This window comes from Enterobacter cloacae complex sp. P16RS2, from assembly GCF_014982155.1.
GTDB lineage: Bacteria > Pseudomonadota > Gammaproteobacteria > Enterobacterales > Enterobacteriaceae > Enterobacter > Enterobacter cloacae_M.
In genome coordinates, this window is record NZ_JADCKW010000029.1 from 76,871 (window position 1) to 91,352 (window position 14,482).

At 51.9% G+C, this 14,482-nt stretch carries 13 protein-coding genes; 7 read left to right on the plus strand and 6 right to left on the minus strand.

The features are described from left to right. Window positions 1–31: 31 nt before the first annotated feature. Window positions 32–1,354 (minus strand): amidohydrolase family protein, encoded by a 1,323-nt coding sequence (locus INF68_RS18285; protein ID WP_126787307.1) that lies wholly within the window; start codon window positions 1,352–1,354, stop codon window positions 32–34. Between the two features lie 169 nt (window positions 1,355–1,523). On the opposite strand from INF68_RS18285, the gene INF68_RS18290 reads away from it, so the two are divergent. From INF68_RS18290 to INF68_RS18300, 3 genes are all read left to right on the plus strand, one after another. Next, window positions 1,524–2,438 carry a LysR family transcriptional regulator gene (locus tag INF68_RS18290; RefSeq protein ID WP_126787306.1) on the plus strand — a complete coding sequence of 305 codons (915 nt, stop codon included), beginning with the start codon at window positions 1,524–1,526 and terminating at the stop codon, window positions 2,436–2,438. 406 nt (window positions 2,439–2,844) lie between these two features. Further along, the gene (locus INF68_RS18295; protein WP_193525387.1) at window positions 2,845–3,711 is read left to right on the plus strand and encodes a GyrI-like domain-containing protein; all 867 of its coding nucleotides are present in this window, start codon (window positions 2,845–2,847) and stop codon (window positions 3,709–3,711) included. A 223-nt stretch (window positions 3,712–3,934) separates the two neighbouring features. Next, window positions 3,935–4,525, plus strand: a complete 591-nt coding sequence (locus tag INF68_RS18300) for a LysE family translocator (protein WP_126787305.1) — start codon at window positions 3,935–3,937, stop codon at window positions 4,523–4,525. A 5-nt stretch (window positions 4,526–4,530) separates the two neighbouring features. On the opposite strand, the gene INF68_RS18305 is transcribed toward INF68_RS18300, so the two are convergent. Both INF68_RS18305 and INF68_RS18310 read right to left on the minus strand, forming a co-directional pair. Continuing rightward, window positions 4,531–5,424: a LysR family transcriptional regulator gene (locus tag INF68_RS18305; RefSeq protein WP_126787304.1), complete on the minus strand. Its 894-nt coding sequence runs from the start codon at window positions 5,422–5,424 to the stop codon at window positions 4,531–4,533. A gap of 139 nt (window positions 5,425–5,563) precedes the next feature. Continuing rightward, on the minus strand, window positions 5,564–6,526 hold the full coding sequence (locus INF68_RS18310; RefSeq protein WP_126787303.1) for a LysR family transcriptional regulator: 963 nt from the start codon (window positions 6,524–6,526) through the stop codon (window positions 5,564–5,566). Between the two features lie 78 nt (window positions 6,527–6,604). Here INF68_RS18310 and INF68_RS18315 point away from each other — a divergent pair, with 78 nt between their 5' ends. From INF68_RS18315 to INF68_RS18325, 3 genes are all read left to right on the plus strand, one after another. Continuing rightward, window positions 6,605–7,081 carry a GNAT family N-acetyltransferase gene (locus tag INF68_RS18315; RefSeq protein WP_023311653.1) on the plus strand — a complete coding sequence of 159 codons (477 nt, stop codon included), beginning with the start codon at window positions 6,605–6,607 and terminating at the stop codon, window positions 7,079–7,081. Window positions 7,082–7,205: 124 nt separating this feature from the next. Then, window positions 7,206–7,874, plus strand: a complete 669-nt coding sequence (locus tag INF68_RS18320; protein WP_045354901.1) for an epoxyqueuosine reductase QueH — start codon at window positions 7,206–7,208, stop codon at window positions 7,872–7,874. A 119-nt stretch (window positions 7,875–7,993) separates the two neighbouring features. Then, window positions 7,994–8,266 carry a YqjD family protein gene (locus tag INF68_RS18325; RefSeq protein WP_023311651.1) on the plus strand — a complete coding sequence of 91 codons (273 nt, stop codon included), beginning with the start codon at window positions 7,994–7,996 and terminating at the stop codon, window positions 8,264–8,266. Between the two features lie 29 nt (window positions 8,267–8,295). Here the strand turns inward: INF68_RS18325 and INF68_RS18330 are convergent, their stop codons facing one another. Beyond that, window positions 8,296–9,759, minus strand: a complete 1,464-nt coding sequence (locus INF68_RS18330) for an EAL domain-containing protein (protein WP_063408396.1) — start codon at window positions 9,757–9,759, stop codon at window positions 8,296–8,298. 275 nt (window positions 9,760–10,034) lie between these two features. Here INF68_RS18330 and INF68_RS18335 point away from each other — a divergent pair, with 275 nt between their 5' ends. Continuing rightward, window positions 10,035–10,919, plus strand: a complete 885-nt coding sequence (locus INF68_RS18335) for a hypothetical protein (protein ID WP_032668361.1) — start codon at window positions 10,035–10,037, stop codon at window positions 10,917–10,919. A 35-nt stretch (window positions 10,920–10,954) separates the two neighbouring features. On the opposite strand, the gene INF68_RS18340 is transcribed toward INF68_RS18335, so the two are convergent. Next, on the minus strand, window positions 10,955–12,130 hold the full coding sequence (locus tag INF68_RS18340; protein WP_126787146.1) for an HlyD family type I secretion periplasmic adaptor subunit: 1,176 nt from the start codon (window positions 12,128–12,130) through the stop codon (window positions 10,955–10,957). Next, window positions 12,127–14,307: a type I secretion system permease/ATPase gene (locus INF68_RS18345; protein ID WP_126787147.1), complete on the minus strand. Its 2,181-nt coding sequence runs from the start codon at window positions 14,305–14,307 to the stop codon at window positions 12,127–12,129. Before INF68_RS18345 ends, INF68_RS18340 begins: the two co-directional genes overlap by 4 nt. Window positions 14,308–14,482: the final 175 nt, after the last annotated feature.

A 14,482-nucleotide genomic window follows, 5' to 3' on the forward strand; every position in this document is an offset into this window, starting at 1 on the left:
GAACGGCCCGGTGTATCAGGCCGCTCTGTCATCAGGATGCTTTAAAAAGATCGATGTGAAAGCCGCTGGCGTTGAGCAGGTAATCACGAGAAGCGGTTATCTCTGTACTGAGCGCCGCCAGATCAATATCCATCAATTTGCCCGCACGTTTACGAAGCTGGCCGGCCACCATCACGGTATCTACATCAGACCGCTCTATCGCCTGCACGACGGTACCAATGACGTTGGAAACCGGGAAAACAGCGGCTCCGCTGGTGCGAACCATGATAATGTCGGCCTGCTTGCCTGGCGTAAGGGTGCCAATCTGATCCTCCAAACCGGCCGCACGCGCGCCATTAACCGTTGCTGCTTTCAGGACCTCCTCGGCCGTGATGGGTGACGGCACATTGTCCTCACCACGGAAGCGACGGTAGCGCATAGCCGATCGCTGTTGCCCGAACAGAGCGTGCATTTCCCCGAACATATCGCTGCCAAAGGCAGTATCAAGGTCAATGCCCAGTGCCGGGGTCAAGCCGCGATCGACAGCCTGCTGGTAGGCAAAACTTTCATCGTCGAAGCCAAATAGCGCATCCGACCGTGGATTGACCGTGATGTTTACTCCTGAATCGGCCAGGAGCTTCCAGGTATCCTGAGGAACCCTTGAACAGTGGTTGAAGATGTTATGTGTGCCCAGTACGCCCGGCCTGGCAAACTCAGGGCCGAGATTGGCGAGATCGCCGATGAATTCGGTCAGAATACGCATGTCGAGTTTGCGAGCGACCTTCCACCAGTCAAGATTGAGCTGACCAAACAGACCAACGTGTACAAGGCTGTCACTTGTATTCCAGCTTCGCGAGAGTCGCTCCAAATCGGCAGGCAAATGCGCCGATGAAGCTTCTTTATCCATTGCTGCACCGACCATATGTAACGCACGGATGCCGCTTTCCTTTAGAGCATCTAATGCTGCATCAGTATGCTCGGGGCTGCGCGAGTTGTGGCAGGCATCAATGATGGTAGTAATACCGGCATCCAGTGAGGCAAGTGCCGTGAGCCTGGTACTCAGGTACATGTCCAGAGGACGATAATGTTTGCCCAGTTTCTCTGCGACCACATCAATGTAATCAAACAGATCGTCGACATTTGGCATCATGCGGCGCATTACGCCAAGCCACATATGGTGATGAGCATCCACCAGGCCGGGCATAACGATATTGCCAGCTGCATCAATCACCAGGGCATCATCCGCCTGCAGTTCCGGACCCACAGCTGCGATACGGTCGCCATGGACGAGAACATCGCCCACGGAGAGGTTGGGTATATCGGCATCCAAAGTAAGGATGATGCCACCTTTAAAAAGAGTGCGCGTCGTTGTCATTTCGTATTCCTCAGGGTTAAGTGATGCCGTTCGTTGCGAGGTTTGCCCAGCAGGGGACAGGGAAAATAGCGCCTGGCAACGAATTGGCTGACACAATAAGTTGCGCACCATTTTTGATAAAGGTAGTTTTATGAAAATTATATTTGAATAAATTCAAAGGTGAGTCTCTATGAGTTTTGACGGAAGGCTACTGTCAGGATTGAGCGTGTTGGCCGCAGTTGTCGAGGCGGGTAGTTTCAGTCGCGCTGGCGAGGTGCTGGGACTGTCCGCTTCTGGCGTGAGCAGATCGATAGATCGCCTTGAAGAGAGGCTCGGTGTGCGTTTGCTAAACCGTACGACGCGTACGATGAACCTGACGAACGAAGGCCGGGCTTTGTATGAGCGCGCCTCGCCACACCTTGAAGGTATTGAAGTTGCGGCAAGCTACGTATCCGGTGCCGCCATTGCTGTACGAGGATCATTACGGGTCAGCGTTAATCCAATCTTCGCTCGTTATATTTTGGCCCCGAAACTGCCTCTTTTGCGCGAACGTCACCCGGAACTGGAACTAACAGTAGTGCAGCAGCCTGACGTAGGGGATCTTGTGACAGAGGGTATAGATGTTGCGGTGCGTTTCGGTCCGCAGCTCCCCTCAACTATTTCTTCGAAATTGCTCTTTCAGACGCGCGTACTCACTGTGGCATCACCGGCATATCTGAAACGGCATGGTCGACCTGAGCATCCTGAAGAACTAGTTACGCATGAGTGCATCCAGTATATCGATCCTCGCCGCGGGAAACCGTTTGAGTGGGAATTCCGTCGTGATCGCGAAGTACTGGCTATTGATACTCATGGTCATTTGACGACAACCGATGTAGACCTGATGGTGCAATCCTGCGTAAGTGGTGTTGGCATTGCTCAGGTACTTTCACTCAGCGTTACGCAATTGATCGCTGACGGAATGCTGGTCGAACTTTTCCCGGAATGGCCAGGCGAAACCTATCCGCTGTATATCACGCGGCCATCTCGTCGACTGCCCCCCGCTGCTGTCGAAGCCTTTATGGAATTTTGCGCTGAAATTTGCGCAAATCATGAAGCGAACTGAAAAAAACTATCAGCTGTTGGCCGCACTTTAGCGGCGAGCAGCTGATAGCCTCAGCGATACTCACGAAATTTGTCTGTTCACAAACATGACCCCATTCATTTATTCCTTATTCAATAGTATTTGTTCTGGCTTTAAATCCTTTTCCATCATTACCTCTCATAAAATTTTGTAGCTTAGAAAATTTTGATTATGACAAACCTAATATAAGTATAGGAAGTGAGTCTTCATTCATCATTCATCATTCATCATTCATCATTCATCATTCATCATTCAGCAGTATCATAGGTACGACGGAACGATTAATGCCGTACAACGATATACCGCCAGTATACCCTCTCCATAATCAGCAAGATCGGTCAGGATTTTGGCCGTTCGGGAAGGCAAAGTAGGTCATCAGGAGGATGCAATGAACGATGAAATCAAAACGGCTTACCGCGAGCGCTTCACGACGGTGTGCGACTATATCGCCCAACATCTCGATGAACCGCTTACGCTGGAGTTGCTCAGCGCGTTAGCCTGCTGTTCGCCTTATCATTTTCACCGGCAGTTCCTGGCGTTTAGCGGCCAGCCTTTGTATCGCTATATTCAGTGGTTGCGCCTGCGTCGTGCGTCCTGGCGACTGGCGTTTAATCCTCAGGATAAGGTGATTGATATTGCGCTCGATGCCGGGTTCCAGAGCCCTGAATCGTTCAGTCGCGCCTTCAGAAACGCGTTTGGAAAAAGCCCGCGTCAGTTTCGGCAGCAGCCGGACTGGCTGAACTGGCACCAGCGCGTACCGAAAATGACCTTCCAGGAGCAAAAAACAATGGAAATTAAAATTGTTGATTTCCCACAGACCCAAGTGGCAATGCTGCAGCACCGTGGTAGCCCGGTTCGGGTTAATGACAGCGCGGCGAAATTTATTGCATGGCGTAAAACTACGGGCTTATCGCCAGTACACGAAAGCAGTACGTTTGGCATTGCCTGGGATGACCCGGCAACCACACCCGCAGACGCCTTTCGTTTCGATATCTGCGGTAGTATCTCTGAAGCGATACCAGAAAATGAATTCGGGGTTTGCAGTGGCGAAATCGACGGTGGACGTTACGCTGTTGGCCGTCACACGGGGTCTCTGGATACCATTTCCGCCACGGTGTGGGCGATGTTTCGCGACTGGCTACCGGCCAGCGGCGAAACGCTGCGCGATGCCCCGGTATTTTTCCACTACCTCAACTTCATTCACGAGGTGCCAGAACATGCGCTGCAAACGGATATCTACCTGCCGTTAAATTGACTCTCCCTTATTGACCGCCATGTATGCCGGGTGGCATTGCGCTTGCCCGGCCTACAGTCTCCTGCCAGCCTGCGCGATCGGTGAAAAAATCAAACACACCTTTAGATAAAGGCTACTTATTCTGGCATACGTTACAAGGTAGTATTCAGACACATGACGAGTAAAGTTGTAACTTAATAGTCGCAGTACCTCTAATGCAGATAAACCAACCCTCGGAGATAAAATGCTGGTATTTTTAACAATGTTTATATTTTCACTGACGCTTTCATTTTCTCCTGGCCCCGTTAATATGGTGATTATATCGTCTGGTGCCGTTCACGGCTTTAGAAAGACCTTCTCATTTGTCTCCGGTGCAACGATAGGGTTTACGTTATTACTTATCTTTATATGTTTCGGCTTTTACGCTGCAATCGAAAAATATCCACAATTTTTCCGGTATCTTAATATTGCCGGTTCTTTATTTATCATGTATCTGGGCTATAAGATAGCGTCGTCACGGTCCGATATGTCATTAACAAAAACGGATTCACCCGGTTTTATTCAGGGTTTTGTCATGCAGTGGATCAACCCCAAAGCATGGACCGCGTGCGCATCAGGGGCTGCGATGTTTTCTGAACCCTCAACCCCTGTGACAGCATCCGTCTTTATCGCGGTCTATTTTTTTGTCTGTTACCTGTCGCTTTCTGCATGGGCATTGATGGGAGAAAAAGTATCGGTGCTGCTCAGGAGCACGCGGCAGCTCCGGACGTTTAACGTGTTGATGGGCGGACTGCTGCTTATTACGGCGTGTTACATGCTCTTTTTAGCGTTTTAAACCCGTTATAACGCGTGAAACTCAATTGCGTTATAAATATCATTAATCAATTTGTAGGCAATACTGCTGGTCGACATATTAGAAGGCCATACGGCATAGACTTTCAGCGGATCTAATGACCAGTCAGGCAGTATTTCCTGCATTTCTCCGCGCTTAACATCCTCCTCGCTTAAATAGCGAGGAGGTGCTGCGAGACCAATTTGTTGTCTGGCAAGGGCATAGGCGGCTTCGACATTATCTACATACACCGTGGGCGTATACGTTACGACAGCCACTTCTCCATTTTTATGCCGGAATTCCCGGTTATTCTGCCTCATATTGAGTCCAATCCATGGCAGTTTCGCCAGGTCATCAGGATGCGTAATCGTCGGGTAATGGCTGAGCAATTCCCGGGACGCAACTACCTGGCGCGGCAGCACAAAAAGATGGCGCGCTTTAAGAGAACTGTCCGGAAGCTCGCCGATTCGAAATGCCACATCGATACCGTCGGCAATAATATCTCTTCGCGTATCGCTATAAGAGATATTCAGTAAAATGCCCGGATGACGTTTTATAAAATCGGCCAGATGGCGGGTAAACGCACTCTTCAGAAAAACGGCAGGAAGAGAAAGAGTCAGCTTATTCGCCGTTGATATCGAACGCTGCTTAAATTCAATGACCCCCTGCTCATACAGCGCCAGCATCGATTTGGCCGTTTCCAGCAAGTTGGCGCCATCGTGAGTCAGAGAGAGTTTACGGGTATTTCTGTACAGTAACGCGCAGCCAAGATTTTTTTCCAGCTTTGATAAATGCGCGCTTGCCGTTGCGGTTGTAAGCCCTAACGCTTCCGCCCCACCTGAAATGGATCCTGCCTCAGCAATCTTTGCAAACACTATCAGATAACGGATGTCATCAATCATTTATCGTCCTGTTGCGACGGTGTTCCTGCGAACTAGGCGTTTAATCATAGAGTTACGATATCGTACTTTCTTCTCCGGTCGCATCTCTTTTTATCGTTTGGACTTTAGCGCTCTACTCATTTTACGAGGCGCTGCAGTGTCAACCCGGCGACATCCTCTCCTGGGAGCCGGACAGCCCGGAATGACGCGCCTGCGTCAGCGTTTGCAGCTCCTCCTTAAGCCAGCGGGTCGCCCCCCGCTGGCCGCTGCGTTTATGCGAGTAAATTTTCACCTCAAACGTGCGTATCGAAAACGGTAAAGGAAAAATCCTCAGTTCCGCTGCCGCAGCCAGCTTCTCAGCGGCAAAACGGGGGATCGCCATCAGCAGGTCGCTTTCCGCAACGATAAACGGCGCGCTCAGCATCGACGGCGTTTTGATCGCGATTTGTCGGGTATAGCCCAGTTGTTCCAGCCGCACGTCCAGAACGCCCTGCTTCTCATTCCATGGCGTCACCACCAGGTGTCGGGCCGCGAGATAATCCTCCAGCGTCAGACGCGTCCGCCGCGCGTTGCTGATGACCACATACTCATCTTCAAACCAGTCGATCTCTTCCAGCTCCGGGTGCCGGATATCATCCTGAGTGCTGAACCCCAGCGCGAGATCCACTTCGCCCGCCAGCAGTTCCGTCAGCGCCGGGCTGTGCGGCAGATAGCGCAATTCGAAACGCAAACCCGGGGCAGCAAGCTGCAGTTTGTGCATCAGCGCCGGGAAAATGCACAGCGCGGTAAAGTCCGTAATCCCAATTTGTAAGCTTTCGGTACTGCTGGCCGGGTCAAACTCCGGCTGCGGGGTCAGCTCATGATTGAGGAACGACAATGCGGAAGCAATGGAAGGCGCAAGCTGAGTGGCATACACGCTGGGGGACATGCGATGCCCTTCGCGAAAAAAGAGCGGGTCATTAAGTGTGATGCGCAAACGCGACAGCGCATGGCTCAGTGCCGATGTGCTCATCGCCAGCTCGTCAGCGGCCAGCCGAACGGAACGGTGGCGGTAAATCGCGTCGAAAACGGGCAGCAGGTTTAAATCAAGACGCCTCAGTACCGGATGCATAATATTCATCATTTGTTGATTTCATTGCACTTAATTCTTCGGACAATACTCCGTATGCTTAACGCCATCAATCGAAACACAGGAAAAACAATGAGCATCACCATTCGTCAGGCCCGCCCCGAAGATGCAGCGGCAATATACGCCATGATCTACGAGCTGGCGGTGTATGAAAAAGCGCCGGAAGAAGTGGTTACCACGCCGGAGGAGATCCGCGAAACGCTCTTTGGCGCAGGCACAAAAACCGAAGCGTTGATCGCGGAGTTTGACGGAAAGATAGCCGGCTATGCCGTGTTCTTCACCAGCTACTCCACCTGGCTTGGACGCAACGGGATTTATATGGAAGACCTGTACGTTTCTCCGGATTATCGCGGTAAGGGCGCGGGAAGAGCGCTGCTGAAACATATCGCGCAGCTCGCGGTAAAACGGCAGTGCGGCCGCCTTGAATGGAGCGTTCTGGACTGGAACCAGCCCGCCATTGATTTTTACCTGAGCATAGGCGCGCTGCCGCAGTCCGAATGGGTTCGCTATCGTCTTGATAGCGACGCGCTGCTGAAATTTGCCGAATAGCGACACGTGGTACCGGAGAAGATCCCGCCCTGCGGGATCGCTCTGTCCTGCCTTTGTCCCGCCTCAACAGATTCTGAATTTATGCTACCCTTCCATAAATTTCATAAACATATTGCAGAACGCCATGACGACACCCCCTTTTATCCGCCCACAACTTTCCCTGCCAGACGGTGCCGACAGGTTGCTGTTGCATTCCTGCTGCGCCCCCTGCTCGGGTGAAGTGATGGAGGCTATCCAGGCGTCGGGGATTGACTACACGATTTTCTTCTACAACCCCAATATCCATCCGCAGAAGGAATACCTCATTCGGAAGGAGGAAAATATTCGGTTTGCGGAAAAACACGGCGTGCCGTTTGTTGATGCCGATTACGACACCGATAACTGGTTTGAGCGCGCGAAAGGCATGGAATGGGAACCCGAGCGTGGCGTCCGCTGCACCATGTGCTTCGATATGCGTTTCGAGCGTACGGCGCTCTATGCGGCAGAAAATGGATTCAGCGTCATCAGCAGCTCGCTGGGGATCTCCCGCTGGAAAAACATGCAGCAGATAAATGACTGCGGCCAGCGTGCTGCCGCGCGCTATCCGGGTATGGTTTACTGGGACTATAACTGGCGTAAACAGGGCGGCTCCTCTCGCATGATTGAGATCAGCAAGCGGGAGCAGTTTTACCAGCAGGAGTACTGCGGGTGCGTTTATTCACTCAGGGACAGTAACCTGCATCGTAAGTCTCAGGGACGCCCGCTGATTCGTATCGGGAAACTGTATTACGGTCAGGATGACAATGAGAAATAACGGGTTCCCGGTATAGAGATATATCCGAAAACAGCCCTGACGTGTACCGAATTTAGCCTTATGTCTCCCACATCCAGAAAGAGCGGCTATCCTTTAATTATCAACAAAAGGAGGTAAAAATGTCTGATTTCGGTACTGATAAAAACACCCAGTTTGCTGAAGATAAAGCAAAAAATAAATTTGACGAGCTTGCAGGTTCAGCGCAGCAGCAGTTTGGTGAATTCGTCGATTCACCAAAGCATCAGGTAAAAGGTGCGGCTAAAAAATATGCCGCACAGGCCAGCGATGCCGTTTCCGACGTTACTGAAGCTGTCAGAAATAATCCCCTCACCGGCCTCGTCGCAGCGGGTGCGGTCGGTATTGTTCTCGGCCTGCTGCTGGGTCGAAAATAATAAAAGGCCCTTCGGGGCTTTATTTTTTCTTAGCTAAAAATCCTGACCATGCGGTCTAACTCTTCCTCTTTTACGGCCCGCGATAAATAATATCCCTGAAAGTTTTTGACGCCCAGCGCGACTAATTTTTCAAACTTTTCTTCACTATCAACCCCCTCCGCAATACAGTCCGTTCCGGTCATGTCGCTATAAATCTGTATCGCTTTAATCAGGTTATAGTCATTGTCGTTTGCCACAAAATGCTCAACGATGTCCCGATCCAGCTTAAGACCATCAAAATGCACCTGCCGCACCGGGAACATAGTTTGATGATTAGAGAAGCAGTCATCCAGGAACAATCGACACCCCGTATTACGCAAATGCCGCATGGTTTCAGGGATCCTTTTGTCCTTCGTCACGTCAATATCTTCGGCGAATTCAAAGACCAGCTTCTCGGCCCACTGCGGTTTGAGCAGCATGTCGATAGCTTTCTTTGCCATATCAGGCAATGCATTCCCGGAAGCCAGACGAGGCGGAATATTCACAGAAAAATAGTATTTACCATTATACTTATTAATCCCGGACACGGCGGCATGAATAACTAGCGCGGTAATTTTCAACCATATCTCATGATTTGAAATATCCGTGAGAAAACTAGCCGGCTTCACAATTTTACCGTTTTTATTCCAGCGGATCAGTATCTCAAAGCCTACGCCTTTTTTGTCACGATCGGTAATGATCTGATAAGCAGGGAAGATCTCTTTTTTATATAATGCATTAAAAATCTCTGCTTCCTTATCCGTAAACTCCGTATTTTGACTCCGCCGCTTGATACTTCTTTCGGCATTAAAATTGTGCGAATCATGTAACCACCGCTTAATTAAGCGTAATTTCAGCACGCCTTCCTTACGGTGCGTATAAACCGTTTTATTAGAAAGCCCCATTTCATCGCACATTTCTTTTACGGACATGCCGCGGTAGAAATTTAATAAAACGTCAATCTCTCTTTTTGTTAGCCATTTTACGTTGTCTTGCGAAGAATTATCCTTGTAGCGATCGCGTAATAAGTACGAACGATCTTTAAAAACATGATGGTGCGTTTGAGAACCAGTGACGACATCCGAAACGCGGGCTATGCGAATCAATGATAATTGATAACTATTATTTAAAAGAGTGCCCAGGGTGCGATATAGCCAGCCATCCGGTATGTCGCCATACAGGGTGACGCGTCGAATAACGGGAAGTGCATTGAGCACGGATGCCAGTCGCTTCAGGCTCTCCAGGAGACTGACGATACCTTTTCCGAGAAACACCACAATATGAGCGCTCTGATTTATAAGGATATTTTCCAGATCCTGTTGGGATGCCTCATCCCCGTCAAAGTGAATATGCGAAGCCTGTATTCCGTACTGGTTAAGGATCAGACGATATCCCTGGAACGTAAAACCGCAGGCGGAGATGACAAATTTATGTTCATCGCACGCCTCATTTCTGAGAGAAATTTTGTGGGTCATAAACTGCTCCTGGGCACTAAGGCGCCATTTCCATTTGTGAATACGTAAAATTTAACGCACCTGTTATAAACATTAATTTTACAGTACCGACTCAGGGTAAGAAACAGATATCAGCTCAACTCACAGGAACATCTTTGCGTTAATCACCGTCGTTTAAATGTACTTTTCTTTGCAAATAACAACGGCAAATATCTTATTCTCAGGGTATAATGAAAATTCCGAAAAGAAGAGTGGACACTTCATCTATCGGCTCATTCAAATACGAGAAAAATGCTATGGATAATCACATCTCATCCAGGGCCTTGCTACATCGAAGGGATGTTATAAAGAACAATCCGCGATTCGGTGAGGCAATATTAGAGCACTACACAATTAATGACACCATCTACAAAAAACAACCTTTGTTCTACAAGACAATGCTGCAGGAATCACGATTTAACATTATTCTCTCCATGTGTTGTTTTATTTTTGGAAATCAGGCCGAGTCAGTTTCAGAGATTAAAGAGCTATGCTCTCGCTATAAAATAGCCAGCCCCAACAGCGTGATTGCGATCATTACGATACTGAGAACCACCGGGCGCATCAGGACCTGGCGCTGCACGGATGATCGACGCAAAACGAGAATCGCGCCAACTGAAAAAGGACTCAATGAACTTAAGCGTTATATGTCCGGCGCTTTTTTGCCCGTCAGCATTCTTTATCCGGCATTTAATATTAATGTAAATCTGCTGGATAATGATATTTTGAGAAACAACTTCTTCCGCCGCGCGGCTGAATATCTTTTTCGGGGATTAACGTTCAGAAAGGTGTTGCCTGAGGTGGGATTATTTATTGATAAAGATGGCGGCCGTATGATTATGCTTTATATCTATCTGCAGGCCATGAAAAATAAATCCGCTCACGGTGCGGTCATTGACTATTCAGCCAGCACGCTCGCAAAAGAATTTTTTGTTTCACGCATCCACGTCAACCGAATTATCAAATCGGCACAAGAGGCGGGATATCTTAAAGATCGTGGTGATGGTCGGATGTCGATATACCCGGCGTTTATCGACCTTGTCGAAAATTATGCCGGTTTATATTTTGCGTATGTTACGCATTACATCAACGTGGTGCCTAAAGAGCGACGCCACGCTCACAACGTGACGTCAACCGTATAATCCAGCAGGCGTTCGGAGTTCCGAACGCCATTCCCCTATCGTTCCCGCAGCGCCTCTTTTGCCTTGTTCAGCGGTTTCAACAGATAATCCAGAATGGTTTTGCTGCCGGTTTTAATATCAACGGTGGCAATCATGCCCGGAAAGACCGGAAATTCCTGACCCTGCTTATTGGTCAGATGGTTACTGTCGGTACGAATATAAACGCGATAGTAGTAGACATCCCTTTTCACCTCATCCTGCAGGGTGTCCGGCGAAATCATGGTCACTTCCCCTTCCAGCCCGCCGTAAATGGAGTAGTCATAGGCCGTAATTTTCACCAGCGCTTTCTGGCCAGGATGAATAAACGCCACATCGCGCGGCGAGATTTTCGCTTCGACTACCATCTGATCGTCAAGCGGGACAAGGCTCATCAGCTTGCCGTTCGGCGGGATAACGCCTCCCACGGTCGTAACGTCAATATCCTTCACGATCCCGCGAACCGGGGCATTAAAGGTCAGCCGGGTCAGGGAGTCCTCACGCCCTTTCATCACCGAACGCTGGGCCTCAATCTCCGCATTGGCTTTTGCCAGCTCTTCACGGGCGCGAACGTAATACTGGTTTTTCATCTCGGTGATTTTATTCTCAAGCTCATTTTTTTGACGCTCAAGACGTAACACCTCAACCTTGCTGGCCGCTCCCTGGGTCACTAGCGGTCGGGTTAACGATAGCTCGCGCTGCACCAGCTCGGCGCCCTGACGCAAGCCGGCCAGCCCTTTTTCGAGGCTTTCACGACGGGACTGATAGAGCGCCGTTTCCTGTTTGACCAGCTCAACGTCGTCATCCAGCTCGTCCGGAAACGCGAGCGCCGTGTCGTTCACCTCGGCCTTCAGGCGCGCAGCGGTTGCCAGCGCCGCATTCAGGCGAGACTCGCTCTCCAGCACGCTCGACTCGGTTTTTGTCCGGTCAAGCTGCGCTAGCTGCTGGCCGCGTTCCACGATGTCGCCTTCGCGCACCATCAGGCTGTGGATGATGCCGCCTTCCAGAGACTGGATGACCTGCTCATGCGAAGACGGTATGACCTTGCCGCTGCCGGTCGTCACTTCATCCAGATGGAACAGGCTTGCCCAGGCGATAAACACCGCCAGCAGCGCGAACAGCGACCATGCCACCAGCGACGAGCGCGGCAGGCGCGGCTCCTTCAGTCGGCTATTGAAACGAGAGAAATCATTCATGCCGCGCCCTCCTCTGCAACCGCCGCTGGCTTCATGGTCACCGTACGCTGCGCGGCTTTCTGCGGCGCCATACCGTGCTGATGCAGGATCGCATCGCGCGGGCCGTCCATCACCACCTTGCCGTTTTCCAGCACGATGATGCGGTCGACCAGGTCCAGTATCGGCAGGCGGTGCGTCGCAACGACCAGCGTCCGGCGTTTACCCAGCCATTTGTGAAGATGCTGAATAAACTGCTTCTCGCTCATTTCGTCCAGCCAGGCGGTAGGCTCGTCCAGCAGCAGGATAGTCGGCGAGGTAATCATGGCACGCGCCAGCAGCAGCGCCTGACGCTGACCGCCGGAGAGGCCCGTTCCGCCCTCGTTGATGATGGTGTTCAGCCCCATTTTCTGTTTACGCACAAACTCCAGCGCGCCGCTGTTCACCAGCGCCTGATGAATCTCATCGTCGGTGGCTAACGGGTTCCCCATCAGGATGTTGTCCCGCACGGAGCCAAAGAACAGCCGGGCCTGCTGGCTGAGCAGCTGCATGTCGCGGCGCACGTCGGCCGGGTCCAGATGATTGAGGGCGATATCGTCGAGCAGGATGCTGCCCTGCTGCGGCTCCTGCATGCCCGCCAGCAGCTGTAGCAGCGTGCTTTTACCGGAGCCGTTGCGCCCGAGCACCGCCACGCGCTCTCCGGCGCGGATCTGCAGCTTGCTGATGTTGAGCACGGTGAGTTTCTCTTCCTCGTCGTAATAAAACCCGACGTCCTCAAGCGCATAGTCGCCGCGCAGGTGGGCTTTATGCACCTTCTTGCCGTGCTGCGGATCGTCAATCGGGCGCTGCATCAGGTCGTCCAGCCCCTTGCGCGCCACCTTTGCCGACTGCCAGCGCGAAAGCACGCCTGAGATCTGCGACAGCGGCGCGATGGTGCGCGACGCCAGAATCGAGGTTCCCACCAGCGCACCGGTAGTCATGTCGCCGCTGATGACCAGGTAACAGCCCACCAGCAGTACCACCGCGTAGACGATGGACTGCACCTCCTGCGTCCATGTCAGCAGTAATCCCGTCAGCCAGCGCTGCTTCATGCCGACGCTGGCGGCAACGTCGTTGGTGTTATTCCACTGGTTCTGGAAACGCTGCTCGGCGCGCATCAGCTTGATGTCCTCAATGCCCTGCACCGCTTCCACCAGCGTGGCGTTGCGGATGGCGGATTCACGCATCCCTTCGCTGGAGAGTTTCCCCAGCGGGCGCTGCACCAGCAGGCCGGGGATGAGCAGCAGCGGCACGGCGAGCAGGACCACCAGCACCAGCGGCCCGCCAATCATCCACAGAATAAAGACGAACAGCAGGAAGAACGGCAGATCGGAGATCGCCGCGATGGTGGTCGAGGTGATCAGCTCGCGCACCGACTCCAGCTCGCGGATCTGCGCGATAAAGGATCCGGTTGATTTGGATCGCGCGCCGTTTTTAATCCGCAGCGCGTGGGCAAAAACGCGTTCGGAGATGCGCAGGTCGGCGCGCTTCCCCACCACGTCAGAAATATGCACGCGCAGCATGCGCATGATGAATTCGAACACGATGGCAATCATCACGCCGCCAAACAGCACCCACAGCGTGGCTTCCGACTGCGACGGCACCACCCTGTCGTACACCTGCATGGAGAAAACCATGCCGGAGAGCGCCAGCACGTTGGCAACCAGCGCCACCAGCATAATGTCGCTGTAGCGTCGCCAGTCCTTCAGCGCCAGCTGCCAGAACCAGTTTTTCTCATAGGGTTTGATGTAGTCGTCCACGCGGGCATCCGGCGTGGATTCGAGCGGGCGCAGCACCATCAGCCCTTTTAACCGCGCCCCGAGTTCGTCACGCGTCAGCGTGGTCTCCAGCCCCGCGTCGCCGCTAAACTGCAGGCTGACGTTGCCTTCGCTGTCCATGCGGTTAATGACCGCGATTTGTCCGCCGGTGAATTCCGCCAGCAGCGGCAGGCGCCACGGATCGAGGGATACCGCTTCAGCCGCCACCATACGCATCCCCAGCCCAAGCTGGCGCGCCATCTCCTCCAGCACCAGCTGGCGCGGAGACTGGCTTTCATGGTTAATCGTGACCCGAACATGCTCCGCTGAGAAATCCAGCCGGTAGTGCTTCGCGATGATGAGCATGCCCTGCAGCCAGGGTTCGTACTGTGGATGTGTCTTCATAATGCTACGTCCTGTCCAGAGCGGTAATTTCGCACTGAAATGATACCTTTACGGAATGATTAAAAATCGAACACTCTCTAAACGAGCCCGCAAAATAATCTTGTGAAATATAGGGTTATCGCTATTCATGTAAAGAAACGCAAAAGGCCGCGGGGATCGCTCCCCGCGGCGTTGT